Below are 26,245 nucleotides of genomic sequence, written 5' to 3'. Positions count from 1 at the left end.
TGATCCATATTCACAATGCAGTGCGTGCAACAGGAGTTCGCCGCGTGATCTTTGAGGAAATCCTATGATCCTTTGTTGTGGTGAAGCGCTTATAGACATGATCCCTGAGCAAACAGTTCAGGGCCTTGATGGCTACGTGCCGCGAACAGGTGGTGCGATATTCAATACGGCCATTGGCTTGGGCCGACTTGGGTGCCGAACAGGTCTCTTAAGCGGTATTTCAACAGATATGTTTGGCCACCAACTTATGGCCGATCTGCGGGCCAGCAATGTCGACACCCGATATGTCATTCGATCAGACCGTCCGTCCACACTTGCGTTTGTAAAACTGTCCGATGGTCACGCATCGTATTCATTTTTTGACGAGAACTCCGCCGGTCGGATGATTGCACCACATGATCTTCCTGAAAAAATAGAAGATGTATCTGCTCTGTATTTCGGCGGTATCAGCCTCGCCTGTGATCCGGGTGCCGAAACCTACGTGCAACTCGCTGAAACGCTTGAGCGTAACTGTGTTGTGATGGTCGACCCCAACATTCGGCCCAGTTTCATCAAAAATGAACAGGCATTTCGGGACCGCCTTGAGCGGCTATTCCGCTTGGCAGATATTGTGAAAGTCTCTGACGAGGACTTGAACTGGATCATTCAAAGTGCGGATTCCTTGGAAGCGAAAGTCGCGCAACTACAGAAACGTGGACCCTCCATCGTGATCTTGACGCGGGGCAGCTCTGGGGCGCAAGCGTGGTTGCCGGATGGACGATCAATCTTTGTTGCCAGTCAGAAGGTTGATGTTGTCGACACAGTGGGAGCGGGGGACACGTTCAATGCCGGTGTCCTTGCAAGCTTGTCGGAAGCAGGTCTGCTCACAACCTCCGCAATTCAAACGGTGTCAGAAAGTGACCTCGCAGAAGCAATAAGTTTCGGGGCGCGAGTGGCTGCAATCAATGTCGGTCGAGCTGGCGCCAACCCACCTTGGCGTGATGAGTTTTGATCAAGCAGATAAACGAGAGAAACAAGATTTCTAAGCGCTCAAAGCAAGCGAGCCATCCGCGAAAATACAACTGCTCATTCGTGGTCTCAGATTCGCCGGAACTTTACCAAAGTCCGTAATTTCTGCCGCGCCGCAATAGGGCTTTTCGTTAAAGTGCTGCATTTCTAGTGCTGCGTGCGCGCGCAGCGAGAATACTGAATTACCACAATGGGCTCATACCCGTCATTCGCTGCAGGATACCACGCGCTCACTTCACTCCGCCGCCACACCCACAGCCCCGCGCTGATCCACCAGCGCATCTGTCGCCATCGCGCCGATCCACATGCACAGAAGCGCAAGCCATGCGGTGCCGACAAAGATGGAGCCTCCGGTAACGCCTGCACCGATTGCGCAGCCTCCGGCCAGCATCGCGCCGAAGCCCATTAGGACCGCGCCGGTCATGGAGCGGCGCATGATCGCTTCGCCCTCGAACCCTTGGAACTTGAAGTCACCGGCTAACCAGCTGGCCGCAAACGCCCCGATGACGACGCCGGGCACCAAGCCCACGTCGAATTCTAAAACCGGGTCGGGGATCAGGAAGAACATCAGCGTATTTGCGGACGGGCCCGAGAAGGTGGCCGAGGTGACTGACACCGGTTCAAACGCGGCAAGTGACAGTTGATAGGTCAGAACCCAGCCCAGCGCGACGGCGAATCCCACGCCAGAGCCAAAGATCAGCCGTGTATATCCCATGCCGGATTTGCGTGCGATGGCGATGGCAAGCACGGCGGTGACCAGCCCAAGGGCCAAGCCGCCCCATTCGGGTGCGCCAATCAAAGTCAGAAGGTTTACGTTCACGCCGCCCTCGGTCATCCAAATTCGGGCAAGGTAGTCGCGGGTGGGGGCAAGCCAGCCATGCAGGCTCATCTGTGCAACGACAGCAAAGATCAATCCAGACACGACAGAGCGAAGGTTCCCCGTGGCAGCCAGCACCAGAAGGCGGCCTGAGCAGCCGCGTGCCAGAACCATGCCGACCCCAAACAAAAGCCCGCCGATGATGGCGCCGGACCAACTGCCGGTCACGGCCATCATGCGCGCGTCCTCGGTCCGCATAAGACCCAGAAGGTTTGCGCCTTGAACCCAGACAAGCGCGGTCGAGAAGGTCAAAAGCCAGATGGCGACCGAGCTGTCCATCATGCGGCGCGCAAATTCGACCGCGGCGGCACGCAAACAGAACCGTGAGCGCTGGGCGGACACACCGAAAACGATGCCTGTGATCAGGCCAAAAAGCGCGGCGGTCGGGTTCTCTCCGATCCGGTCGATCAGTGGGACGATATCCATAGGGTCTCCTTGAACTTGCCGCAGTTTTAGTGATTTGGGCGCTTGGGGCTTTGACATATGTCAGAAACGTATCAGCATTTTTGAATGCGATTTGCGCTCGCCAAGGTTGGAAAAGGGGCGTAATGCAAACGCATGAGACACCAGATCTTGACCCTTGACGAAGCCCGCGAACTGCCCTTTTGGCGGCGGCCGATATTCCTTCTGATGCTGATGGCAGCGGGGATGCCGATTGCCTTTTTCACGTGGTCGGCCCTTCTGAACAACTTCGTGATTGAAGCTGCGAATTTCACCGGGGTCGAGATCGGCTGGTTGCACACAGTGCGCGAAATTCCGGGCTTTCTAGCCATCGGTGTGATCGCCCTGATGATGCTGTTTCGCGAACAGGTGTTGGGTGTTGTATCCTTAGGGCTCTTGGGTGCCGCCACCGCGATTACAGCATGGTTTCCAAGCTTAGGCGGCATTCTGACCGTGACGATGCTCAGCTCGATCGGGTTTCACTACTATGAGACCGTGAACCAATCCTTGCAGCTGCAGTGGATCGATAAGAAACGTGCGCCGCAAATGCTGGGTTGGATCATGTCCATTGGGTCCGCTGCTGCTTTGGTCAGCTATGGCCTTCTGGTTCTGACGTGGAAGACATTCGATCTGAGCTACAACCTGGTTTACATGATCGCGGGCGGTGTGACGCTGGCCATCGCCATCTTTGCCTTCTTCGCCTATCCGCAGTTCGAAAGCCCCGAGCCGCAATTAAAGCAGTTCGTGTTGCGCAGACGGTATTGGCTCTACTACGCGCTGCAATTCATGGCAGGCGCACGTCGACAGATCTTCATCGTCTTCGCGGCCTTCATGATGGTCGAACGGTTTGGCTTTGAGGTGCACGAGGTCACGGCACTGTTTCTGATCAACTACGTTGCCAACATCTTCTTTGCCCCGCTGATGGGGAAAGCTGTGGCCAAATGGGGCGAACGGCGTGCGTTGATTTTCGAATACGTCGGATTGATGGGCGTTTTTTTGGCCTATGGCGGCATCTACTTCTTCGGCTGGGGCGTCGTATTGGCTGCCGCGCTTTATGTGCTGGATCACCTGTTCTTCGCGTTGGCGTTTGCATTGAAAACCTATTTTCAGAAAATCGCTGATCCACAAGACATTGCACCCACGGCGGCAGTGGCCTTTACGATCAACCATATTGCAGCAGTCTTTCTGCCAGCGCTCTTGGGGTATCTGTGGGTTGTGTCGCCCGGAGCTGTTTTTGGGCTAGCGGCGGCCATGGCAGGTGTTTCATTGGGCTTGTCCATGCTGATTCCACGTCATCCCGAAAAAGGGAATGAGACAATCTTGTCGTATCGGATTGTACGCCCCGCTGAGTAGGCGATAATCTGCGTGAAGCCGCAGGGTCAGATAATCCTTACTCGTAGGATGCAACTTAATCTGACAAACTAAGTGCGCTCGACAACCCTTGGCTGTCGACATTGTTATTTGATTGCTATTCAAGAGATCTGATTTGAGCACCAGTTTTGAATTCTATTCGCGCTTTGATGCGATCGAAATCGGCTATGCCTTGCGTGCCCTTGCTGCTGAACGCCGCAAGCGGTCTAAAGGTTGGGGCGGTGAAATCAGAGCCACGATCTTGATTGTCGCTTTGGTTGCCATCGCTGCTATCGCGACCTTCACAAATGGTGCAGGCATTGGAGTGTTCGTGGCATTCCTGCTGCTGATTGGGGCAGGACTTCTGGTCATAAGACACAGCAAAAACTCCTATCAGGCGACGCTTAGCAAATCCCCCATGCGCGAAGGTGTGGCACGGGTTGTTTTATCTGCTTTGGGCATGCGGATCACACATCCGGGATATGAGGTTTTGATCTCTTGGAGCCATATGGAGGGCTTGATTGTCACCGAGCGTGGATTGCTGTTGCTGATTGATGGATATGGGTACTGCCCGATTGAAAGCTCTGCCTTCAACAACGACGCGCATATGCAAGAGGTCGCAGACCAGGTTGAAGCCTGGAGAGCAGCCGTTGTTGTCGATGCGTCCGCGACAGATGCTTGACCCGCTGAATAGGGGGCGGTAGGGCACAAGGGCTTTTGGGAAAGGAAACCATATGCCCACCTGGACCGCTTTGACGACCGTCGACGGACAAGACGCTGCTGAAGCCCTTGGCGTAGCGATGGAAAACCTTATTCCCGAACCTACTGGGATTGGTGTGTTCGAAGTCGAAGATGATAGCGGCTTATGGGAAGTTGGCGGGTATTTCGTCGATGAACCCGACACCGCTGGATTGGCGCTTTTGACGTCGATGCATGGTGCAAAAGATTTCACCGTTTCTGAATTGCCTGAAGTCGATTGGGTTGCCCACGTGAAACGTGAGCTTGCGCCGGTCGAAGCTGGGCAGTTTTTTGTCTATGGAAGCCATGACGCGGCATCGCTTCCCAAAGATAAAATTGGGCTGCTGATTGATGCGGCAATGGCCTTTGGCACAGGGCACCACGGCACCACACTGGGGTGTTTGCGTGCACTAGACTATTTGGTTAAAGATGGGTTCGTCGGCAAAAGCGTGGCAGACATCGGCTGTGGTACCGCAGTTCTTGGAATGGCCGCGGCAAAGATATGGCCCGATACCGTCATCGCCAGTGATATTGACGAGGTCGCAGTTGATGTGGCGCGCGCGAATGTTTCGGCCAATGATCTGCAGGACCGGGTTATCTGCGTTGAAGCCGCTGGTTTCGGTGCTGATGAGATCGCGAAGAAAGCTCCTTTCGATCTGGTTTTCGCAAACATCCTAAAAGGACCGCTGATTGGGTTAGCCCCTGATATGAGTACAAATATTGGTACCGGCGGCTACGCAATTTTGTCAGGGATTCTTAACCCTCAGGCTGAAGAAGTTATTCAAAGCTACAATCAAAACGGGTTTGAAGTGACCCAGCGGCAAGAGATTACAGATTGGACCACCTTGATTTTGCGGAGAAAATGAAAAAATTGTGGCAAGAAACAATAGGTTTCCTAGTAAATGCCTCAAAATTGCTGTAATCTGTAATTGCTGTTTGTATTTTGGTTTAGGCTTATCAGTTAGGGGGAATTGATTGTGGCTGAAGTTCAGGAAAGAGATTTTCGAAAACGCGTGCGACAAATTGATCGTCGCCACAACAAGATGGCCCGTGGATACGTTCATTTGGTAGAACGGGACGGGCTTCTTGTTCCGAAGGAAAGTAGTTTCAAAAGCCGCAGCTTTCCGCTGCGTGCGATAGCTACAGCGCTTGTTGGTCTTGTGCTTTTCAAGGGAATGCTGATCAGTCAGGTTGGTATTTCCAGCTACTCCACACGACTTGAAAGCCTTGCCGAAGGCGGCGTCATCGAAAAGGCTGGTGCTTGGTTGATGCAAATCGACCCATTCTCGCGTACCGTCGCTGAGGTGATTGCCGGACTTTTCTAAGCTCTACGCAATACGAATCAAGACTGGTCTGCATCAATTGCAGGCCAGTTTTTCTTTGCGGATAGCAAAGTTGTTACTGAAGTTCTTTCCCAGAGAAAAATCTGGCGCATTTAGGCTCGAAAATCCTACACATCGTTGTTATTTGAACTGTCGAATATGCAGCGTATAAGCTGCACGACTGATGGATGAATGCCGTTGCATAAATTGCAACACGCCAGAAAGGGAGAGCCACATGGCGAAGATCACCTATATCGAGCATAATGGAACGAAACATGTCGTGGATGTAGCCGCTGGGCTGACCGTTATGGAGGGCGCGCGTGATAACAACGTTCCGGGTATTGAGGCCGATTGCGGCGGGGCGTGCGCCTGTTCAACCTGCCACGTCTATGTGGACAACGCTTGGGTTGAAAAGCTTCCTGCAAAAGACGCGATGGAAGAAGACATGCTGGATTTTGCGTTTGAACCCGATGCAGCCCGCTCACGCCTGACCTGCCAAGTCAAAGTTACCGATGATCTTGACGGACTGACTGTGCATCTGCCTGAAAAACAAATCTGATGTTCGGTCTTCGGGCCACCCTGTTTGCTTTGTGCCTGGCAGCCCCAGCGGCTGCCCAGATTACGGATGCGCGCTATCTTGAACCGACAGCGCGTTATGGGCACGGGGCAGTTCCGGGTGGTGAATACGGAGCGCTCGAAGTGACGTTGAAAGACGGTCACCAAGTCGCGCTACGCGTTTCGGGTGGTGTTTTTGAAGACACGACCCCGCGGCTGCACGACTTTGATGATGATGGGCTCCCCGAAGTTGTGACCGTATTTAGCGGGAACGATGTCGGGGCGATGATCCGCATCTATGGCTGGCGCGACGGGGAACTAAAAACCTTCGGCGTCAGCCCGGCTATCGGCACGCGGTATCGCTGGTTGGCCGTAGCAGGGATCGCGGATTTTAATGGCGATGGATTGGACGAGATCGCTTATGTCGACCGCCCTCACCTGGCCCGCAGACTCAGACTTTTGACCGTTGATCTCAGCACTGACAAGGCAGCTTTCACCGAATTGGCGTCCGTCGGCGGGCTGACCAATCATAAATTCGGTAGTCCGGTGATCGAAGGTGGCGTGCGCGATTGTGACGGGCAAGCACCCGTGATCGTCACCGCAAGCGCCAATTGGTCCCGCGTGATTGAAATCAAGTTCGACGGGCAGGAATTGATCCTGTCCAACGTTGGCCCTTACCAAGGTGCAGAAGCCCTTTCAAAGCGTCTGGGTTGCTGACAGCTAAAGCGCGCGCCAAGCGATGTCTGAGCGATTGAACCCTTCGGGCCAATCGATCCCATCGACCATCGCATAGGCACGGTCACGTGCCTCTTGCAGACTATCACCGCGTGCAGTCACGTTCAGAACGCGCCCGCCGGATGCGGTGATTTTACCGTCGACCTCGGTTGTGCCCGCATGGAACACCATGTTTTTAGAATCTTCAGGCAGGGCATCCAATCCATTGATGACCGATCCCTTTTCGTATGATCCGGGATAGCCGTTTGCAGCCATTACGATGCTCACGGCGTGATCGTCAGCCCAGTTGACTTGTGCTTCGTCCAAACGCCCTTCGGCGCAGGCCAGCATCAAGTCCAGCGCTTGTGCGCCAAGACGCATCATCAGAACCTGGCATTCAGGGTCGCCGAAACGCACATTGTATTCGACCAACCGTGCCTGACCGTCTTTGATCATGAAGCCCGCATAGAGCACGCCTTGATACGGTGTGCCGCGTTTGGACATCTCGTCCACAGTGGGCTGTACGATTTCGCGCATGGCGCGGGCGGCGATTTCGTCCGTTAGAACTGGGGCGGGTGAATAAGCACCCATGCCGCCAGTGTTCAACCCGGTGTCTCCGTCGCCGACGCGTTTGTGGTCCTGAGCCGTTCCGATCGGAAGTGCGGTCTTGCCATCGCAGAGGATGAAGTAAGACGCCTCTTCGCCTTCCATGAACTCTTCGATGACGACCTCGGCCCCCGCGCCACCAAATGCGCCGCCAAACATGTCGTCGATGGCGTCCAAGGCGGTCTGATCATCCATTGCAACGATCACGCCTTTACCGGCAGCCAAGCCGTCTGCTTTCACCACGATCGGCGCGCCTTGTTCGCGGATGTAGGCTTTGGCGGCGTCGGCGTCGGTGAAATGCCCGTAGGCTGCTGTGGGTGCGTTTGCCGCGTCGCAAATCTCTTTTGTGAAGCTTTTCGAGGCTTCCAGTTTTGCCGCTTCAGCAGAGGGACCGAAGACCTTCACACCAGCCTCGCGCAGACGATCCGCCACGCCTTTCGCCAATGGCGCTTCGGGGCCGACAATCACGAAGTCGATGGTGTTTTCCTGTGCAAAGGTTGCAACCGCGCCGCCATCTTCGATGTCCAGCTTTGCGCATTCCGCAATCTGCGCCATACCCGCATTGCCGGGGGCTACGATCAATCGATCACATTTCGGGTTTTGCATGACGGCCCACGCTAGTGCATGCTCACGTCCACCACTGCCCAGAATAAGGATGTTCACGACCGGCTCTCCCTTTGCTAGTTGTGGAGGGGATACAGAACACGCGAGGCGGCGACAAGCATGCAGAACGAAAAGCTTTGGAAAGCGATACAGGCCTACCAATTCGACCAACCTGATGTTGACCTGCCGTTTTCGCAAAAACTGGCGAAAGCTGAGAAGTGGAGCAATGAATTCACAGCCGGCGCAATTGAAGAATACCGCCGGTTTTTGTTCCTGTCACAGCTGTCCGATAAGCCCGTCACGCCGTCAGACATCATCGATAAAGTCTGGCATTTGCACATGACTTACACGCGCGAATATTGGGATGTGTTGTGCAAAACGGTTCTTGGCAGGCCGCTTCACCATGAGCCGGGAACGCGAACCTCGGACAACGTGCGTCATGCTGAACAATTCCAGCATACCAAGGCATTATATAGCGCGGTCTTTGGTATCGAAGTTCCCGACGCCTATTGGTCACCAACGCCGCCACCAAGCCCTTCGGTATTCCGGATGTTGGTGGCGACACTGGTCGCAGTCGGATTGGTGAGCGCAGGCATTCTCACCAATCAAAGCGTCTTGATTGCGATGAGTATGGTTTTCGCTGTCTTGGCGTGGTTTTACATCTCTGGCGTTCTCATTGCGGGCAAGCCGATCTCGGCCTATGTGAAAAGTGGTTCAGATCCCACCGGTTGTGGGTCTGATTGCGGCGGCGGATGCGGAGGAGACTAAGATGGACCTGATCGACGATCCTCAACCCGGCGAAAATGCCCCGGAGTTCACCGTTTCCGAAGATCTCGGGTGCGGTGAAGAAGACCATTGAGGGGGCATTTGGCCGTGTCCGTGTGCGCGGCGAAGTTGGTCGCGTGATGCTGGCGCGCTCTGGGCATCTTTACTTTGACGTGAAGGATGACCGATCCGTCATCGCAGCGGTCAGTTGGAAAGGGCAGGTCAGCCGCCTGTCTATCATGCCGGAAGAGGGCATGGAGGTGATCGTTTCTGGAAAGATCACCACGTTTGGCAATCAGTCGAAGTACCAGATCAACGTCGATGACGTGGTCGTCGCGGGCGAAGGCGCGTTGATGGCGATGTTGGAAAAGCGCAAGAAAGCAATGGCGGCCGAGGGGCTTTTTGCCCCCGAACGCAAGAAAAGTCTGCCTTTCCTGCCCGAAGTGATCGGGGTGGTAACATCGCCCACGGGGGCTGTGATCCGCGATATTCTGCACAGGTTGCGGAATCGATTCCCACGCAAAGTTTTGATCTGGCCCGTCGCTGTGCAAGGCGACGCCTGTGCCCCGCAAGTTGCAGCCGCGATCGAGGGCTTCAATAAACTGACCCCCGGCGGCTCCTTACCCCGGCCTGATCTTCTAATCGTCGCGCGCGGTGGCGGGTCCATCGAAGACCTATGGGGTTTCAACGAAGAGGTTGTCGCCCGCGCTGCCGCCGCATCTGACATCCCGTTGATCTCAGCCGTTGGGCATGAAACCGACACGACCCTGATTGATTTCGTATCCGATCTGCGCGCACCGACCCCAACTGCGGCGGCCGAACATGCTGTTCCGGTTCGTCTGGAGTTGCTTGCTTGGACAAAAGAGCAGGGAACCCGGCTTACCCGGTCTTTAGAGCAGGGGGTTGGACAAAGGGGTCAGCGGCTGCGTGATCTTGCGCGTGCTCTTCCACGCGCCGAAGCGTTGCTGGACGGGCCGCGTCAACGGTTGGACAGAGCAGGGCTGAAACTGCCTACAGCGTTGACCCACATGACGCAGGCGCGTCGTGTGAAGCTGACGGAAGCGGCGGCCGGATTGCGTCCGCGCGCGCTGACTGCGCGACTGGCACCATTGCGAGATAAGTTGAACGGCACCGCCGCGCGTCTTGGGCCGGGCTTGTCGCGCGGCACGGCAGATCATCGTCGCGATCTGAACAAGCTGGCGACGCGACTGGATACTGGACGTATCCGGGAAGATAATAAGAAACGTGCCGGTCAGGTCGCGGATGTCGCTGCGCGCTTGGATCATGCCTATCTAAGCGCTGTCACCCGCCACAGCGACCGACTGGCGGCATTGGAACGCATGCGCCAGACGCTGGGCTATACCGAGACGCTGAAACGTGGCTATGCGGTCGTGCGCGGGGATGGCAATGTGGTCACCACTCAAAAAGCAGCGTCAAAAGCAGAGTCTCTTGAGATCGAGTTCGCAGATGGACGGCTTGCTGTCGGGGATGCGACGGCTGCCTCCCAAAGGCCAAAGCCCAAACCGGCGAAACCGTCCACTCCCGGCAAAACGGATCCTGGTCAGGGGTCTTTGTTCTAACAGAACACCCGTCGTTTAGCGCTTCGGTCTTTGCCCCGGCTTGCCGCGTTGCGGGCGTCCTGATTTTTGTGGATTGGGGCCTTTGGACCCAGGCTTAGGTCCGGGCTTGGAACCAGACTTGAAGCCGGCTTTCGGAGCGGCGCCCCGATTGCCTTTAGGGGGCGCTTTGCGCGTCCGTGTGGGCGTTTTCTTATCTTCGTCCATCCCCAGCTGATCACGCACCACACGGCGTTTGATCTCTTCGACCGCACCTGCTTTCAAGTCACCCAGTTGAAACGGGCCATAGCTGACGCGAAGAAGGCGGTTCACCGACAGGCCAATGGCTTCCATCGCGCGACGAATCTCTCGGTTCTTGCCTTCTTGAAGGCTAATGGTCAGCCAAGCATTCGCGCCCTGCTGCCGATCAAGCGAGATCGACATGGGTTGGAAACGCTCACCATCAACGGTGATTCCCTTGCGAACCGGTGCCAGCACATCATCTGTCGGCCGGCCTTTTACACGCACGCGGTATTTGCGGGTCCACCCGGTCGAGGGCAGCTCCAGCTTGCGTTTCACCTCTCCGTCATTGGTCAGAAGAAGCAAACCTTCAGAGTTCAGATCGAGGCGCCCAATACTCATCACGCGCGGCAGATCATCAGGCAGCTTGTCAAAGACGGTTTCGCGCCCTTTTTCATCTTTTGCCGTGGTCACCAGCCCTGACGGTTTGTGATACAGCCAGATGCGCGGTGGTTCAGGTTCGGCAACGGGCTTATCATCGACAAGGATCCTGTCCTGCAAAGTCACGTTCAACGCGGGGCTTTCGATCACCTTGCCATTCACGCTGACGCGCCCGGCTTCGATCATACGTTCAGCTTCGCGGCGGCTGGCAACGCCAGCGCGCGACAGCACTTTGGCGATACGGTCGCCTTTGGGGGTGGGATTGTCCGTCATACCCCCGCATAACGCGGGCCGGGCGAAAGGGGAAGCCTTGGCAAGCGCATCATTGAAAGGCATGAAGGTCGCATGAGCCAGTTTAAGAGCCATATGAAGACTGCCCTGTCGGAAGCCCGCGCCGCCGCAACCCGCGGTGAAGTGCCTGTGGGCGCTGTGTTGGTATCGCCATCCGGTGAAATCGTGGCCAAGGCCGGCAATCGTACTCGCGAGCTGAACGACCCGACGGCCCATGCAGAAGTCCTTGTGATCCGCGAGGCGTGCGCAAAAACGGGGTCCGAGCGTCTGCCCGATCACGATCTTTACGTCACACTTGAACCATGCCCGATGTGCGCCACTGCCATTTCCGCAGCCCGTATCCGGCGGGTCTATTACGGCGCGGCGGACCCCAAATCTGGTGGTGTTGCGCAAGGCCCGCGGATATTCAGCCACCCGCAGTGCCATCACGTGCCCGAGGTTTACGACGGGATCGCAGCGGACGAATCCGAGCAGCTTCTGAAAACCTTTTTTGCTGCGAGACGTGATTGAGCGCCCCTTACAAGCGCGCACCGCTTGCAGCTTGAGCCCCCGCGCGATAAATGACGGGACAAACCGCCTTGTGCGACACACATCCGGAGACACTTCATGTCGATTGATATCGAAACCGCGCGCAAGGTTGCGCATTTGGCCCGCATCAAGGTCGAGGAAGACCGCCTGCCGGAGCTGGCTGAAAACTTCAATGCGATCCTTGGGTTCATCGAGCAATTGAACGAAGTGGATGTGGAAGGTGTCGAGCCGATGACCTCGGTCACACCCATGCGTTTGAAGCGCCGTGAAGATGTGGTGACCGATGGCAACATGCCTGAAAAGATTCTGTCCAACGCACCGGATGCACGCGAAGGCTTCTTCGCTGTTCCGAAAGTTGTTGAATAAGGGGGCGTGGATATGACTGATCTGAACAAACTGACCATTTCGGATGCCCGTGACGCGTTGCGCAAGGGCGATGTAACCTCGGCGGAAATTACGGATGCGTGTCTGAGCGAGATTGAAGGCGCTGGTGCGTTGGGCGCTTTTGTCCACAACACACCTGATCTGGCGCGTGAGCAGGCGAAAGCCGCTGACGCCCGTATTAAAGCGGGCGATGCGCCTGACATGTGCGGCATCCCGCTGGGGATCAAAGACCTTTTCTGCACAAAGGGTGTGCCAAGTCAGGCTGGGTCAATGATCCTCGACGGTTTCAAGCCGGAATACGAATCGACCGTTAGCCAAAACCTTCTGGATGCGGGCACGATCATGCTGGGTAAGCTCAACATGGACGAGTTTGCGATGGGATCGTCTAACGAAACCTCGGTTTACGGAAACGCAGTGAACCCTTGGAAAGTGGATGATCGCGATCTTACACCCGGTGGTTCTTCGGGCGGGTCTGCTTCGGCTGTGGCTGCGGACCTGTGTCTGGGGGCCACTGGCACGGACACCGGCGGATCGATCCGTCAGCCTGCTGCCTTCACTGGCATCACCGGCATCAAGCCCACCTACGGACGTTGTTCGCGTTGGGGTGTGGTGGCTTTTGCAAGCTCGCTGGATCAGGCTGGACCGATGACCAAATCGGTACGCGATGCGGCGATCATGCTGGAGGCTATGTGTGGCCATGACGCGAAAGATTCGACCAGCGTAGATATCCCCGTCCCGAATTTCGAGGCGATGCTGACCGGCGATATCAAAGGCAAGAAGATCGGTATCCCCAAGGAATACCACATGGATGGCATGCCCGACGAGATCGAGAAGCTTTGGGCCGATGGGGCCGACATGTTGCGTGACGCAGGTGCCGAGATGGTCGACATCTCGCTTCCGCACACCAAATACGCATTGCCAGCCTATTACGTGATTGCACCTGCCGAGGCATCGTCGAACCTTGCGCGATATGATGGCGTGAAATATGGCCACCGCGCCAAATTGGAAGCGGGCGACGGCATTGACGACATGTATTCCAAGACCCGTGCAGAAGGTTTCGGGGACGAGGTGCAGCGCCGCGTGATGATCGGCACCTATGTGCTGTCAGCGGGCTTTTATGACGCCTACTACAACCGTGCCCGCCGTGTGCGCGCGTTGATCAAGAAAGACTTCGACGACGTGTTTGCCCAAGGCATTGATGCCATCCTGACCCCCGCCACGCCATCTGCGGCCTTCGGCTTGGGCGAGATGGAGAATGCGGATCCGGTGAAAATGTACCTCAACGACGTCTTCACCGTGACTGTAAACCTTGCGGGCCTGCCCGGCATCTCGATCCCAGCAGGTCTGGATGCACAAGGTCTGCCGCTTGGTCTGCAGCTTATTGGACGTCCGTGGGAAGAAGGCGATTTGCTGAATATCGCCCACGAAGTGGAAGCGCGTGCCGGCTTTGTGGCGAAGCCGTCTAAATGGTGGTAAAACCCGCAAAACTGGCGTGACAGCAACTTCAAGGATCTCGCGATGCGCATCACAATCGGACTTTTTGTTCTTGGCTTGACTGCTGGCTGTATGTCGCCTTTGCCGGATAGTCGTTCCCCTGAAGGAATATCCGGGCAGACAGCGCCAATGGGTGCGGACGGGCAGCCCTTGTCTGCATTTGGCAACGACAGTTCAGTTGATGCCACACCAACCGCTGCGTCTGAAGCTGCGGGCATCTCGGACGAACAAGATTTTTCGGCAGTGTCTTCACGTGAAAGCATTCAGAGTGATGCGCAGCGTTTGGCTGGATACCGCGCGAACTATGAACAGGTGCAGCCAGAAGCACTGCCAGATCGACCCTCGGGAAGCTCGGCGTCGATTGTGCAATATGCATTGTCGACCACGAACTCGGTCGGGCAGCCGATCTATCAACGTTCTGCCCTTTCGGGTGATGCGCGGTCGCGTCGAAATTGCGGGCGCTATACCTCGGCGGATTTTGCACAAATCGCATTTCTTGAGGGCGGAGGCCCCAAGCGCGACAAACACGGCATTGATCCCGATGGGGATGGGTTTGCTTGTGCGTGGGATCCAGCGCCATATCGCGCAGCACGTGGCGTGACACAGCCTTCGGCAACGCCGGATGCAGCTGTCAGTGCGGAAGAACTGCAGGCGATTGGTATCACCACCAATCCAGCCCCTGCACCGGCCCCTGCACCGGCCCCTGTACCACAGCCTGCGCCCGACGTGCCGCTGCCCGGGGAAGCGCTTAATATCTCGACTGAGTGAATGCAGGCAATTTCCCACCCATCGCCGAACTTCGGCCCCCGGCGGGATGGATTGCTGCCGTCACTTATCGTTCTTCACTACACTGCCATGCCGGACCCGGACGAGGCTTTGGCCCGCCTTTGTGAACCCGAACATGAAGTTTCGGCGCATTACCTTATCCATCGGGATGGGCAGCTATTTCAGATGGTCGAGGAAGATCAACGCGCTTGGCATGCGGGTGCAGGGTCTTGGGGTGGGAGCGCTGATATCAACTCGCGTTCAATCGGGATCGAGATCGACAATGATGGCGCTTCACCTTTTTCCGAACCACAGATGTTTGTTTTGGAACAGCTGTTGCCCAGCATTATGACCCGTTGGGCGATCCCGCCGGAGGGTGTGATTGGTCACAGCGACATGGCGCCTGCGCGAAAAGCAGACCCTGGACGCCGGTTCGATTGGGCGCGTTTGGCGCGACAGGGACTGGCAATCTGGCCCGATGCTGGCGACGTAGCCGGCGACGAAGACATGTTTTTGGAAGCGGCTGCCCGGTTTGGGTACCCCATCGAAGACGGGTGTGAGCCGGTTCTTGACGCCTTACGCCAAAGGTTTCGCCCATGGGCGACGGGACCGCTTGATCCAAAGGATTTTGGCATAATCAAAGCGCTGGCCAGCCGCTTCCCCGTTGACCGATCTGTCCCCATCGCCTAAGTCCAGCTTTGCGCGGATGGCTGGATGACCGCGGGTCGTAAAGATGCTTGCATCGTTGTGGCGCGAGGAAAGTCCGGACTCCACAAGGCAACGGTGCCGGGTAACGCCCGGCCGGGGAAACCCGAGGGAAAGCGCCACAGAAAACAGACAGCCTTCGCATGCGGAGGTTATGGTGAAACGGTGGAGTAAGAGCCCACCGCGCTTCTGGCAACAGCGGCGGCACGGCAAGCCCCACCGGGAGCAATGCCAAATAGGGATCGCGCGGGGGCAACCCCAGGGGCGTCTTGCCCCGAGCAAGATCCGGGTTGGCAGCTTGAGCCTGTTGGCAACAGCAGGCCTAGAAGAATGGTCATCCACGGTGGCAACACCGGGACAGAATCCGGCTTACAGGCCGTCCGCGCATACTACTCTGCCGTCTTTCACATCCGGCCAAGCATACAAAGCACGGCCCGCGTAAAGTGAATGTGTCCTGACCCGCATAATTTGACCTTTCGCTGTTGACTCGGGGGCCAATGGCGCTACAAGGCGGGTTCCAGAGATATACCCGGGCGATATGCGCCCGCCCGATAGGAGTTATTGTTATGGCGAAGCCGACCACAATCAAAATCCGCCTGAACTCGACGGCGGACACTGGCCACTTCTATGTGACCAAGAAAAACGCACGTACCATGACCGAAAAAATGGTTGTGAAGAAATATGACCCGGTTGTGCGTAAGCACGTTGAGTACAAAGAAGGCAAGATCAAGTAAGATCGCCTGACTTTGCTGAAGATGCCGTCCCATTGGGGCGGCTTTTTCTTTTTCAGGGGGTGTTTTTTATCGGTGTAGGATTCGCTGCGCTACTTTTTCACCCATCAAGTAGTAGGTGTTCGGTCCGGGATGGAACCCATCCTCTGCCATCATCGTTGGGGTCAGCGGGATGTCGAAGTGAATATAGTCGACGCCCAAGGTTAAGGCTTGTTGCGCCAGTGCCCTGTCGAAACGCTTGGCCTGCAATCCCAAGAACCAGCGCAAAGGGTGCGGCAGCAGCGGGAAATCCTTTAGGGGGGGATTCCGGCAACGATGACTCGCTTTGCCCCCCAGTCTTCAAACAGCAATTGGTAAAGTTGCGCACGCTGACGCAGCAGCCGTTTCAATGGGATCTGACGGGTGATGTCATTCACGCCTAAGACTACCAGCGCAACGTCTATCTGTTCAGGCTGTTGGGATCGCAGCAGCGGGATGGTTGAGCGTGTTGTGTTCCCGGTCCGGGCAATCAACTTCCAACTGACGTGATAGGAATCCCCCAAGGCCCGAACCAGCTGTCCCGAGAGCGCTTCGGTCTGGTGTGTCGCGCCGACACCAGCGGCAGAGCTATCGCCCGTGATCAAAAGAGTCAGTGGCTGTCCACGGCCTGCGCTGCCAAATCGGTGGCCCGGCGGTTCAGAAAGGATGGTTGCTGTCTTGCGCACGCTCAGTGCCTGATAGGTCAAAAGCGGGCTAAGAAGAAGTTTAGCGATGGTTTCAAACAAGACCAGCATGACTGTATCTCACAACAAAAAAGGGCCGGTCGCAATGACCGGCCCCATATTGGTCTGTAGATCGCAGATCACTCGCGGTTGCCAAGGAACTGCAGCAGGAACATGAACAGGTTGATGAAGTCCAGATACAGGTTCAGCGCACCCATGATCGCCGATTTGGCCAGCCATTCGCTGTCCATCGCGTGTGCATGTGCAAGATAGTCTGTCTTGATCTTCTGCGTGTCATAAGCGGTCAAGCCTGCAAAGATCAGCACACCGATCACCGAGATCGCGAAGTGGATCATAGACGAACCAAGGAAGATGTTCACGATCGACGCGATGATGATACCGATCAGACCCATGATCAGGAAAGCACCCATCGGTCCAAGATCGCGCTTGGTTGTGTAACCATAAAGGCTAAGACCAGCGAATGCGATCGAGGTGATCAGGAATGTCTGAGCAATCGACATGCCAGTAAAGACCACAAAGATATAGCTGATCGAGATGCCCATGACGGCCGAGAATGCATAGAAAAACAGCTGTGCACCAGCAGCGGACAGGCGATTGATCATCGCACCGAAGGCAAACACCATGATCAACGGTGCAAACATCACGATATAACGGGTGAAGCCGGTGAACAGCGTCTCCATCATCGCGGCGTTGTTGCCAACGGCCCAAGCAGCCGCGAAGGTCAGCAAAAGACCCACGGACATTGTGCCGTATACTTTGTTCATATGGGCGCGCAGCCCTTCGTCGATCGCGGCCTGCGAACCTACGCCGGTGCGGATCGTGTCAAACTCAGCCATTGAGACCTCCAAGTAAACCTATTGCGGCGGTCTCAAACAAAAACCGCCCTTGGCCGTAATATCGGCAAGGGCGGCGTAATTTTCAAGTGCTTAAGCGCGGAAAGCTCTTAGTATTGCCAATGTGTTGGGACGTCCCAAAGAGGGCGGTTGGCTTCGCGATGTGCTTGGGCTTCGGTCAGACCGATGTCTTCCAAGCGATATGCGTCCAGTTCGGCCAAAGCCTTACGCTCCCGGCGAATTTCCAGCATATTTGCGAACCACGTGAGCGGCGAGAAGCTGTTTTTTGCGATCGGGGTGTTGGTACAGGTTACTGCGGTCATCTCGTCTCTCCTTCACGATTGTGATGAATGATGCCTGTTGCATCAAAATACTTGATCGTTATGCTTGTTCGGAATGGATAAGTAAAATGAATGATTGTGCATTGAATCATCACAGGAGGTGATATGCCGCGAAATCTTGATCTGACTGCCTTGCGCAGTTTCGCAACCGTTGCTGACGCCGGGGGGGTTACTCGGGCAGCTGGACTGTTGCACCTTACGCAATCTGCGGTGTCGATGCAGCTAAAACGCCTGGAGGAAAGCCTTGGACGGCCTTTGTTGGATAGATCAGGTCGTGGTGTTTCGCTGACTGCGGATGGAGAGCAGCTTTTGGGCTATGCACGCAGGATCCTGCGTTTGAACGATGAGGTTTATTCGCGCCTGACTGATCAAGCATTCGAAGGCGAAGTTGTCTTGGGTGTGCCATCAGATGTGGTGTACCCGGCGATTCCCAAAGTGCTGCGCCAGTTCCACGCAGAGTATCCGCGCATGCGGGTTCAGCTGATCTCGTCTTATACAAGTCGCTTGAAAGCGATGTTCGGGCGTGGGGAATGTGATGCCATTCTAACGACAGAAGAGCAAAAAGATGCGGGCGGTGAAACTCTGACAGCCCTTCCATTGGTGTGGGTCGGCGCGCCTGGTGGGCAAGCTTGGCGTCAGCGGCCACTACGTCTGGCTTTTGAGCACAACTGCATCTTCAGAAAAGAGGTGCAGGAAGCTTTGGATGAAGTCGGTATTCCGTGGGAAATGGGGGTCGAGAGCGATTCCACCCGGACAATCGAGGCGTCATTGTCAGCCGATCTGGCTGTACATGCTGTGATCGAAGGCACCGTACGTAGCGATCTTAGCGTTGTGGATCATGGCGGCGCGCTGCCTGAATTGGCGGTGACGCAAGTGAACATGTATGCCGCCCCGAAAAACGGCAACGAGGCTTTGGATGAACTTCTTGAGATGATCAGGCGCGCCTTTGACGAGCTTTAGGTGTTTGACCCCATGGTCACCACCACTTTGCCCGTGGATTCTCCGGCTTCTCAGAAGCTCTAGCGCCTGATCAACCTGATCCAAGGGCAGGCTGTGGCTGACATGAGGTTTGATTTTCCCTTCCGCATACCAGTCAAGCAATACACGAAGGCTGTCGGTCAGCACCTCGGGTTTGAACTTAAGATAGCTCCCCCAGTAAAGCCCAATTGCAGTGATGTTTTTCACCAGCATATGATTGGGTTTCAGGTTGGGCATGTCGCCTGAAGCAAATCCGATGAACAGAAAACGCCCATCCGGATTGGTCGCACGAAATGCAGCCTCGCCGTGTTCACCGCCAACTGCGTCATAGACGACGTCAGCGCCTCCAAGCGATTTTACTGCCGTGCGAATGTCTTCCGAAGTGCTGTCAATCACATGATCAGCACCAGCGCGTTTACATATTTCCAGCTTTTCTGGCCCCCGTGCGCAAGCAATAACGCGCGCGCCCATCACTTTTCCGATCTCGACGGCCGTTAAACCGACACCTCCGGCAGCGCCCAACACCAGCAGTGTTTCTCCTGGTTTAAGCTGCGCTTTGTAATCAAGGGCCACATGGCTGGTTCCATATGCGATCTGAAATGCGGCCGCGTCCTCGAAGCTCATGTTGTCTGGAAGGGGAAGGCAACGATCTGCCGGGAAAACCCCTTCATCCGCAAGCCCGTCAGAGCCTGAAAACACAACGACGCGTGAACCCACAGCGGGCGCATCGGTGTCTGGTCCAAGCTCTGTCACAGTGCCAGCAGGTTCCATCCCAAGTGAAAACGGCACCTCTGGGGTGTCCTGATACGTCCCTTTCGACATTAGAAGATCTGCGAAATTCAAACCGCATGCACGGATGTCGATCCGCGCGAAACCCTTCTGCAAGGGCTGGGCGGGCAAGTCGGTCAGTGTGGGGTGTTTTCCAAGCTCTGTGACGCGATAGGTTTTCATGGGGCCTCCTGCCCGTGGTGTAACGTTGCTTCCGAAAAAAATCGAGTGCTGTCGGCACTCAACTTTGCCTAAGGTTATTCAACCGGCGAAATTGCAATATATACCTGAATATGCTAGGCGTTTTCGCATTAAGCTTGTACGCGATATGTATCTAAAGGCTTTCGACGTTCAGGCCGTATGAAACGAATTAAGTTAGGCTGCCGGGCAGCTTGTTAACGAGGAGTTATTGGATGAAGCATCCCGTGGATATCCATGTAGGTAAACGAGTGCGCCATCGTCGGTGGATGGTTGGTATGACCCAGCAGCAACTGGCTGAAAAAGTCGGGATTAAATTCCAACAGATCCAAAAGTATGAAACCGGGATGAACCGAGTTTCGGCCTCTCGCTTATGGGACATGGCTGCTGCTCTTTCAGTGCCCGTGAGTTTTTTCTTTGATGGGTTGGAAAGCCACGCGGATGACACAGATGAAGATGCGGTGCCCGGAGATTTCCTTGCTGACAAAGAAGCGCTTGAGCTGGTCCGCAGCTACTATGCTATTCCAGAAAACCAACGCCGCCGGTTGTTCGAGCTTGCAAGGGTTCTGTCAGACGTCGCCTGACGCTTGACGATGCTCGCGCATCACTGCTACCGCGCTAGGGGTAGCAGAAGGATATCGTGATGCAAAAGCTAAGCGCAGAAACTCAGGCAGAGTCTGATTCACGTGGCCAAACTATTGGCTGATGCAGCGCGCGAAGCGATTTTACCCTATTTCCGCTCGAATGACCTGACCGCAGACAACAAGTTGACCGACGGGTTTGACCCGGTCACAGAAGGTGATCGCGCGGCAGAGACTGCCATGCGCGACTTGCTTGCCAATCTGCGCCCCGACGACGCCATTTTCGGTGAAGAGTTCGGTTCGACAAAGGGCACGTCTGGCCTAACCTGGGTGCTCGACCCAATTGATGGGACGCGTGGGTTTCTGTCTGGCACACCAACCTGGGGGGTTCTTATCGCCGTTGGGCGCGAGGATGGGCCTGAACTGGGCATCATCGATCAACCCTATATCAAGGAACGGTTCATCGGTGGATTGGGCGAAGCATCGATTGATGGACCTTTGGGTCGCCGCAATCTGAAAACCCGAACCACTTCCGATCTGTCGGACGCTATTTTGTTCACCACCTTCCCCGAAGTTGGAACCGCGCAAGAAGGCGCCGCGTTTCAAACGCTTTCCCAGCAAACAAAGCTGACGCGATATGGGATGGATTGCTATGCCTATGGTCTGGTCGCGGCTGGTCAGATTGATTTGGTGGTTGAGGCCGGATTGCAATCTTACGATGTTCAGGCCCCAATTGCGGTGATCGAAGCGGCGGGCGGTATTGTGACCGATTGGCAGGGGAAACCGGTCCATCAAGGCGGTCGTGTGCTTGCCGCCGCAAATGCCGACATCCACAAACAAGCCCTCGCGATTCTGTCCAAGGTGTAAGCACGCACTCATAGCTGCGGGTTGCGCGATCCGTCGCCCCTGTGGCAAACTTCTCCTGTTCGCGAGTCCTTTGCCCTTTCTGTCGCGCACCTCATGTTGTCTCACCGAAACGGGCGAAAGGAGGCAACATGGACTATCTTATCAAAAACGTGCGGACCGTGCTGACGATGGACGACAACGATCAGGAGTTGTCGGGCGTCGATATTCATCTGTCGGGCGGGGTGATCCAACAAATTGGTGACGGGCTGGATGCGCCCGGAGAAGTGATTGATGCGCGCAATGCCATCATCACGCCGGGATTGGTCAATACCCATCACCATCTGTATCAGACATTGACCCGCGCCGTGCCGGGCGGACAGGACGCACTGCTATTTGGTTGGTTGCAAACACTTTACCCAATCTGGTCGCACTTTGGGCCCGACGAAATGCGGATATCTGCAATGGTTGGGTTGGCCGAGCTTGCATTGTCTGGCTGCACCATGTCGTCGGATCACTTGTATCTTTACCCAAACGGGGCGCGGCTTGAGGACACGATAGACGGTGCGCGCGAGGTGGGCTTGCGCTTTCACCCGACGCGTGGGGCGATGTCCATTGGCGAAAGCGATGGCGGCTTGCCACCCGACAGTTTGGTCGAGGATGAGGGCGCGATCCTTGAGGATTGCATCCGCGTCATCGACGCGTTCCATGATCCCGCGGAAGGGTCCATGCTGCGCGTAGGGGTTGCTCCATGCTCGCCTTTTTCAGTCAGCCGGGACCTGATGCGCGACGCCGCCATACTGGCCCGCGACAAGGGGGTCATGCTGCACACACATCTGGCCGAAAACGACGAAGACATCGCCTATTCCGAGGCGCAATTTGGGTGCCGCCCCGGCCAATATGCGGAAGAGTTGGGCTGGGTCGGCGATGATGTTTGGCATGCCCATTGTGTAAAGCTGGACGGAGCTGAAATTGACCTTTTCGCACATACGCGCACAGGGGTGGCACATTGCCCTTGTTCCAATTGCCGTTTGGGATCTGGCATCGCACCGGTTCGTGCGATGCGGGATGCCGGCGTGAAAGTCGGGTTGGGCGTGGATGGTTCGGCGTCAAATGATCTGGGCAATCTGATGGATGAAGCGCGTCAAGCGACGCTGCTGCAACGTGTGGCCAACGGAGCCGACAAGATGAGCGCGCGCGAGGCATTGCGGATCGCCACACGAGGTGGAGCCGAGGTGCTGGGGCGCAACGATTGTGGGCAGATCGCAGTCGGCAAACGTGCGGATATCGCCATCTGGGATGTGAGCGGGTTGGAAAGTGCAGGCAGCTGGAATCCCGCAGCCCTTGTGCTGGCCGGACCACGCAAAGTTCGCGACCTTTTTGTCGAAGGTCGGCAGGTGGTGCGTGACAGTCAGATCGCTACGATTGACCTGCCACGCGTGATCGAAAACCAGAACCGGCTTGCAAAAGCCTTGATGGGTTAACGCAGCTTACGCCCGTTTGCCCAAACAGCCGAGATCGCCCGATCATCCCCCATCATGATGGTGGGGAATAGGGCCTGCCATATATCCTCGGCGCGTGCGGCGCGCTGGGCGATTGCAGGGGTAGAGGCAAGATCGATGGCAATGATGTCGGCCTCGTATCCGGGGGCCAGACGTCCGATCTTGTCGCCCAGATGAATGGCATTTGCTGAACCGGCTGTTGCCAGCCACCAAAGCTGTGCAGGGTGTAAGGCGAACCCGGACAACTGGCCGACTTCGTAAGCAGCAGCCATGGTACGCAGCATCGAAAAGCTCGACCCGCCGCCGGTATCTGTCGCAAGCCCAATCCGGTGGCCTTGTGTCATCAAGCCTTTCATGTCGAACAGGCCAGAGCCGATAAACATGTTGGATGTCGGGCAGTGAATAAGGCTGGCGTCGAATTCGCGAATCCGGTCGCGTTCGCGTTCGGTCAGGTGAATGGCGTGGCCCAACAGGGCTCCGGACCTCACCAGTCCGAATTTCTCGTAGACGTCCAAGTAATCCTCTGCCTCGGGGAAGAGGTCCGCAACCCATGCAATTTCTTCGTGCTGTTCACTGATATGGGTCTGCATCAGCAGCTCGGGATGCTCGGCCCAAAGCGCACCAAGAGCTTCAAGCTGTTCGGGCGTGGACGTGGGCGCGAAGCGCGGGGTGATCACGTAAGACAGGCGATCCTGACCGTGCCAACGCTCTAGCAACGTCTTGCTGTCATCATAAGCCAATTGGGCGGTGTCTTGCAGATCGTCAGGCGCATTGCGATCCATGCAGGTTTTCCCACCCAACGCACGAAGCCCGCGCTTCTGGGCAGCGCTGAAATAGGCGTCCACGCTTTCCGGATGGATCGTGCAGTAGCTGACAGTGGTGGTGGTGCCGGATGCGGTCACCAGATCGAAATAAGTTTCAGCAATCTCGGTCGCATGACCGGCGTCCCCGAACCGGCTTTCTTCGGGAAATGTATAGCTGTTTAGCCAATCAATCAGGCGTTTGCCCCAAGAAGCAATGATGGCGGTTTGCGGATAGTGAACATGTGTGTCGACAAAGCCCGGCGACAAAAGCGCGTCGCCCATATCGGTCACTGCGGCGTCGGGATGCGACGCGCGCAGGGTGTCAGCGTCGCCTACGTCAAGGATCGTTCCGTCTTTGATTGCAACAGCGCCACGCCGAATGTGATGGGCGGCGTCTTCGGGTCGCCCCTCAAACGGTGTGTCGTTGAATTGCAGAACCTGCCCCAACAGAAGTTCCATGGTGGCCTCCTTGATTGCCGTCGATCACCGTAGGTGGCGAATTTCACCTGTTCAATGTCTTTCTGACGGTTCCCTTGCGATACAGCTTGTCCTATGTTCGGTCCGAACCGAAATCGGAGGGCGCGCGATGCGGGATGATCAACATTTGGATGGCGTGCCAGAAGACGGCGACTATGAGCTGGATAACCTGACATTTGGTCCGGTTCGCCAGGCAATTGCGGCTAACGATGCGCAAGCATTGCACGCGTTGCTAGAGCCGCTGCACGCAGCAGATATCGCCGACCTTGTCGAACAATTGCCCAAAGAAGAGCGGGACGGGTTTGTACGCCTTTACGGCACAGAGTTTGACGGCGAAGTCCTGTCCGAACTGGAAGAAGGGCTGCGCGAAGATGTCGTGCACGCCATGGAACCAGCCGTACTTGCCGAGGCTGTCCGCGAGCTGGAAACGGATGATGTTGTCGATCTGATCGAGGATCTGGACGACCCGCAGACCGAAGCCGTTTTGGACGCGCTGGATGAAGACGACCGGGCAGTTGTAGAACAGTCTCTGGCGTATCCTGAAGAAAGTGCCGGGCGCTTGATGCAACGCGAGCTGGTGGTGGCTCCGGATCATTGGAACGTGGGGCAAACCATCGACTTTCTGCGTTCGCAGGATGATCTTCCTGAACAGTTTTATCATGTGATACTGGTTGATCCGCGTATGCAGCCAACAGGTTATGTTACGCTTGGCCGCCTGATGGGCAGCGCGCGCGAAATTGCCATGACCGCCATCACAGAAGATAGCTTTCGCAAGATCCCCGTCCTACAGGACGAAGGCGAGGTCGCCTACGCATTCAACCAGTATCACCTGATTTCCGCCCCCGTCGTGGATGCAGACGAGCGGTTGGTTGGTGTGATCACCATCGACGACGCGATGGCGATCTTGGATGAAGAGCACGAAGAAGACATCCTGCGCCTTGCGGGTGTGGCTGAAGAAAGCTCTCTGTCCGATAAGATTATCGACACAACCAAACGCCGGTTTCCGTGGTTGGCGGTGAACCTTGTGACCTCGATCCTGGCCTCGCTTGTGATTGCTCAGTTTGACGAGGTGATCGCGCAGTTTGTGGCTTTGGCCGTGCTGATGCCGATTGTGGCCTCGATGGGTGGCAACGCAGGCACGCAATCCCTGACCGTTGCGGTACGCGCCATCGCAACAAAAGACCTTACATCCGCAAACCTTTGGCGGGTTATCTGGCGTGAAGCGGCCGTGGGTTTGGTCAACGGTGTCATATTCGCGGTGGTGATGGGTGTGGTCGGCGTTGTTTGGTTTGGAACACCTTTGCTTGGTGTCGTGATCGGGGTCGCCATGGTCGTGAACCTTGTGATTGCCGGGTTTGCGGGTGTTATTATTCCGGTCGTATTGGACCGCATGGACATTGATCCCGCGCTTGCCTCTGGGGCTTTTGTGACCACGGTGACAGATGTTGTGGGGTTCTTTGCGTTCCTTGGCCTTGCGGCCGTAATGCTGATCTGACAACCCGAACGGACCCGACCCATGACAGACCTGACCGAAGTAAAGGCAGCCGCACGCAAGGCTGCTTTCACCCGCCGGAAAGACGCACATTGCGAAGCGCGTTCTGCGCTTGGCGTGGCGCATCTGATCTCGGTCTTGAACGAACATAAGGGCAAGCCGATATCCGGTTACATGCCGATCCGGACCGAGATCAACCCGCTCCCGGCCATGGCAGCCATGGCCGCGTGGTCGACCATCGGCGTTCCCTATATTCAGGGCGAGGGTCAACCGTTGAAATTCGCTAGCTGGCGCCCGGACAGCGAGATGGTAGACGGGCCCTTTGGGGCGCACATACCTGCATCGCTGGAATTCATCACGCCAGAAGTTGTGGTGGTTCCTTTGGTGGCTTTTGACAGCAATGGTGGCCGTCTGGGCTATGGTGGGGGCTTTTATGATCGAACCCTTGAAGGTTTGCGTGCAAAACGTCCGACACTTGCCATCGGGTATGCTTATGGCGCGCAGCAAGCAGACAATCTGCCGTTAGAGCCAACCGATCAGCCTTTGGACGCTATCGTGACTGACGAAGGGGTCACTTGGTTCTGAATCGGTTA

28 protein-coding genes, 1 other RNA gene and 2 pseudogenes are annotated in these 26,245 nt (G+C 56.2%); 22 read left to right on the top strand and 9 right to left on the bottom strand.

All coding sequences use genetic code 11. The annotated features are described in order from the left end of the window. Positions 1-64: 64 nt before the first annotated feature. Complete coding sequence (locus AC0L6A_RS14250) at positions 65-991, top strand: carbohydrate kinase family protein (RefSeq protein ID WP_473290962.1); 927 nt, start codon at positions 65-67, stop codon at positions 989-991. Positions 992-1,243: 252 nt separating this feature from the next. On the opposite strand, the gene AC0L6A_RS14245 is transcribed toward AC0L6A_RS14250, so the two are convergent. Continuing rightward, the gene (locus AC0L6A_RS14245; protein ID WP_473290961.1) at positions 1,244-2,311 is read right to left on the bottom strand and encodes a YeeE/YedE family protein; all 1,068 of its coding nucleotides are present in this window, start codon (positions 2,309-2,311) and stop codon (positions 1,244-1,246) included. Positions 2,312-2,443: 132 nt separating this feature from the next. Here AC0L6A_RS14245 and AC0L6A_RS14240 point away from each other — a divergent pair, with 132 nt between their 5' ends. The 6 genes from AC0L6A_RS14240 (at position 2,444) to AC0L6A_RS14215 (ending at position 7,008) form a co-directional block, all read left to right on the top strand. Continuing rightward, a complete protein-coding gene (locus AC0L6A_RS14240; protein ID WP_473290960.1) occupies positions 2,444-3,679 on the top strand; it encodes an MFS transporter in 1,236 nt (411 codons plus the stop codon). Between the two features lie 133 nt (positions 3,680-3,812). Then, entirely contained in the window at positions 3,813-4,358 is a 546-nt protein-coding gene (locus AC0L6A_RS14235) for a YcxB family protein (RefSeq protein ID WP_473290958.1), read from the top strand. Positions 4,359-4,410: 52 nt separating this feature from the next. Next, the gene (locus AC0L6A_RS14230; protein WP_473290957.1) at positions 4,411-5,280 is read left to right on the top strand and encodes a 50S ribosomal protein L11 methyltransferase; all 870 of its coding nucleotides are present in this window, start codon (positions 4,411-4,413) and stop codon (positions 5,278-5,280) included. 147 nt (positions 5,281-5,427) lie between these two features. Beyond that, positions 5,428-5,739, top strand: a complete 312-nt coding sequence (locus tag AC0L6A_RS14225; RefSeq protein WP_473290955.1) for a hypothetical protein — start codon at positions 5,428-5,430, stop codon at positions 5,737-5,739. A gap of 232 nt (positions 5,740-5,971) precedes the next feature. Then, complete coding sequence (locus tag AC0L6A_RS14220) at positions 5,972-6,295, top strand: 2Fe-2S iron-sulfur cluster-binding protein (RefSeq protein ID WP_473290954.1); 324 nt, start codon at positions 5,972-5,974, stop codon at positions 6,293-6,295. Then, positions 6,295-7,008: an FG-GAP repeat domain-containing protein gene (locus tag AC0L6A_RS14215; protein WP_473290952.1), complete on the top strand. Its 714-nt coding sequence runs from the start codon at positions 6,295-6,297 to the stop codon at positions 7,006-7,008. The genes AC0L6A_RS14220 and AC0L6A_RS14215 overlap by 1 nt, the downstream gene beginning before the upstream one ends. 3 nt (positions 7,009-7,011) lie before the next feature. On the opposite strand, the gene purD is transcribed toward AC0L6A_RS14215, so the two are convergent. Then, the gene (gene purD, locus AC0L6A_RS14210) at positions 7,012-8,274 is read right to left on the bottom strand and encodes a phosphoribosylamine--glycine ligase (RefSeq protein WP_473290951.1); all 1,263 of its coding nucleotides are present in this window, start codon (positions 8,272-8,274) and stop codon (positions 7,012-7,014) included. A 60-nt stretch (positions 8,275-8,334) separates the two neighbouring features. On the opposite strand from purD, the gene AC0L6A_RS14205 reads away from it, so the two are divergent. Together AC0L6A_RS14205 and xseA are read left to right on the top strand one after the other, a co-directional pair. Beyond that, positions 8,335-8,982 carry a glycine-rich domain-containing protein gene (locus AC0L6A_RS14205; protein ID WP_473290949.1) on the top strand — a complete coding sequence of 216 codons (648 nt, stop codon included), beginning with the start codon at positions 8,335-8,337 and terminating at the stop codon, positions 8,980-8,982. Position 8,983: 1 nt separating this feature from the next. Continuing rightward, a pseudogene (gene xseA, locus AC0L6A_RS14200) lies at positions 8,984-10,559 on the top strand (exodeoxyribonuclease VII large subunit). Between the two features lie 15 nt (positions 10,560-10,574). Here the strand turns inward: xseA and AC0L6A_RS14195 are convergent. Beyond that, positions 10,575-11,489 (bottom strand): pseudouridine synthase, encoded by a 915-nt coding sequence (locus tag AC0L6A_RS14195; protein WP_473290948.1) that lies wholly within the window; start codon positions 11,487-11,489, stop codon positions 10,575-10,577. Between the two features lie 72 nt (positions 11,490-11,561). On the opposite strand from AC0L6A_RS14195, the gene AC0L6A_RS14190 reads away from it, so the two are divergent. The 7 genes from AC0L6A_RS14190 to rpmG all read left to right on the top strand — a co-directional run bounded on the left by AC0L6A_RS14190 (position 11,562) and on the right by rpmG (position 16,117). Beyond that, positions 11,562-12,017 carry a nucleoside deaminase gene (locus AC0L6A_RS14190; protein WP_473290947.1) on the top strand — a complete coding sequence of 152 codons (456 nt, stop codon included), beginning with the start codon at positions 11,562-11,564 and terminating at the stop codon, positions 12,015-12,017. 96 nt (positions 12,018-12,113) lie between these two features. Next, entirely contained in the window at positions 12,114-12,401 is a 288-nt protein-coding gene (gene gatC / locus AC0L6A_RS14185; protein WP_473290946.1) for an Asp-tRNA(Asn)/Glu-tRNA(Gln) amidotransferase subunit GatC, read from the top strand. A gap of 12 nt (positions 12,402-12,413) precedes the next feature. After that, positions 12,414-13,895, top strand: coding sequence for an Asp-tRNA(Asn)/Glu-tRNA(Gln) amidotransferase subunit GatA (gene gatA / locus AC0L6A_RS14180; protein WP_473290945.1), 1,482 nt, complete (start codon positions 12,414-12,416; stop codon positions 13,893-13,895). Positions 13,896-13,937: 42 nt separating this feature from the next. After that, complete coding sequence (locus AC0L6A_RS14175) at positions 13,938-14,681, top strand: hypothetical protein (protein WP_473290944.1); 744 nt, start codon at positions 13,938-13,940, stop codon at positions 14,679-14,681. Then, positions 14,682-15,368: an N-acetylmuramoyl-L-alanine amidase gene (locus tag AC0L6A_RS14170; protein ID WP_473290943.1), complete on the top strand. Its 687-nt coding sequence runs from the start codon at positions 14,682-14,684 to the stop codon at positions 15,366-15,368. A gap of 12 nt (positions 15,369-15,380) precedes the next feature. Continuing rightward, an RNA gene (rnpB, locus tag AC0L6A_RS14165) (RNase P RNA component class A) lies at positions 15,381-15,771 on the top strand. A gap of 178 nt (positions 15,772-15,949) precedes the next feature. Then, positions 15,950-16,117 carry a 50S ribosomal protein L33 gene (rpmG, locus tag AC0L6A_RS14160; RefSeq protein ID WP_008034579.1) on the top strand — a complete coding sequence of 56 codons (168 nt, stop codon included), beginning with the start codon at positions 15,950-15,952 and terminating at the stop codon, positions 16,115-16,117. Between the two features lie 66 nt (positions 16,118-16,183). Here the strand turns inward: rpmG and AC0L6A_RS14155 are convergent, their stop codons facing one another. The 4 genes from AC0L6A_RS14155 to AC0L6A_RS14140 all read right to left on the bottom strand — a co-directional run bounded on the left by AC0L6A_RS14155 (position 16,184) and on the right by AC0L6A_RS14140 (position 17,992). Continuing rightward, positions 16,184-16,381, bottom strand: coding sequence for a hypothetical protein (locus tag AC0L6A_RS14155; protein WP_473290941.1), 198 nt, complete (start codon positions 16,379-16,381; stop codon positions 16,184-16,186). Positions 16,382-16,407: 26 nt separating this feature from the next. Then, a complete protein-coding gene (locus AC0L6A_RS14150) occupies positions 16,408-16,887 on the bottom strand; it encodes an SGNH/GDSL hydrolase family protein (protein ID WP_473290940.1) in 480 nt (159 codons plus the stop codon). Between the two features lie 68 nt (positions 16,888-16,955). After that, positions 16,956-17,672, bottom strand: a complete 717-nt coding sequence (locus AC0L6A_RS14145; RefSeq protein WP_473290938.1) for a Bax inhibitor-1/YccA family protein — start codon at positions 17,670-17,672, stop codon at positions 16,956-16,958. Positions 17,673-17,779: 107 nt separating this feature from the next. Continuing rightward, positions 17,780-17,992 (bottom strand): DUF1127 domain-containing protein, encoded by a 213-nt coding sequence (locus AC0L6A_RS14140; RefSeq protein WP_473290937.1) that lies wholly within the window; start codon positions 17,990-17,992, stop codon positions 17,780-17,782. Between the two features lie 123 nt (positions 17,993-18,115). Here AC0L6A_RS14140 and AC0L6A_RS14135 point away from each other — a divergent pair, with 123 nt between their 5' ends. Continuing rightward, positions 18,116-18,970, top strand: coding sequence for a LysR family transcriptional regulator (locus AC0L6A_RS14135; RefSeq protein WP_473290935.1), 855 nt, complete (start codon positions 18,116-18,118; stop codon positions 18,968-18,970). Here the strand turns inward: AC0L6A_RS14135 and AC0L6A_RS14130 are convergent. Continuing rightward, positions 18,967-19,939: pseudogene (locus AC0L6A_RS14130) on the bottom strand (NADPH:quinone oxidoreductase family protein). The gene AC0L6A_RS14135 and the pseudogene AC0L6A_RS14130 sit on opposite strands and share 4 nt — an antisense overlap. A gap of 230 nt (positions 19,940-20,169) precedes the next feature. Here AC0L6A_RS14130 and AC0L6A_RS14125 point away from each other — a divergent pair. The 3 genes from AC0L6A_RS14125 to AC0L6A_RS14115 all read left to right on the top strand — a co-directional run bounded on the left by AC0L6A_RS14125 (position 20,170) and on the right by AC0L6A_RS14115 (position 22,862). Continuing rightward, on the top strand, positions 20,170-20,538 hold the full coding sequence (locus AC0L6A_RS14125; RefSeq protein WP_473290934.1) for a helix-turn-helix domain-containing protein: 369 nt from the start codon (positions 20,170-20,172) through the stop codon (positions 20,536-20,538). A gap of 93 nt (positions 20,539-20,631) precedes the next feature. After that, positions 20,632-21,402, top strand: a complete 771-nt coding sequence (gene hisN / locus AC0L6A_RS14120) for a histidinol-phosphatase (RefSeq protein ID WP_473293508.1) — start codon at positions 20,632-20,634, stop codon at positions 21,400-21,402. Between the two features lie 128 nt (positions 21,403-21,530). After that, complete coding sequence (locus AC0L6A_RS14115) at positions 21,531-22,862, top strand: 8-oxoguanine deaminase (protein ID WP_473290933.1); 1,332 nt, start codon at positions 21,531-21,533, stop codon at positions 22,860-22,862. Here the strand turns inward: AC0L6A_RS14115 and guaD are convergent. After that, positions 22,859-24,142 (bottom strand): guanine deaminase, encoded by a 1,284-nt coding sequence (guaD, locus tag AC0L6A_RS14110; protein ID WP_473290931.1) that lies wholly within the window; start codon positions 24,140-24,142, stop codon positions 22,859-22,861. The genes AC0L6A_RS14115 and guaD overlap by 4 nt on opposite strands. A gap of 127 nt (positions 24,143-24,269) precedes the next feature. Between guaD and mgtE the strand changes: the two genes are divergently transcribed. Then, complete coding sequence (mgtE, locus tag AC0L6A_RS14105; protein WP_473290929.1) at positions 24,270-25,655, top strand: magnesium transporter; 1,386 nt, start codon at positions 24,270-24,272, stop codon at positions 25,653-25,655. A gap of 21 nt (positions 25,656-25,676) precedes the next feature. Then, complete coding sequence (locus AC0L6A_RS14100; RefSeq protein WP_473290928.1) at positions 25,677-26,237, top strand: 5-formyltetrahydrofolate cyclo-ligase; 561 nt, start codon at positions 25,677-25,679, stop codon at positions 26,235-26,237. The last annotated feature ends 8 nt before the right edge of the window (positions 26,238-26,245 follow it).

This window comes from Aliiroseovarius sp. D2-2 (assembly GCF_055809455.1).
The sequence above is the reverse complement of the archived record's forward strand: the minus strand, read 5'-3'. Positions and strand labels throughout refer to the sequence as shown.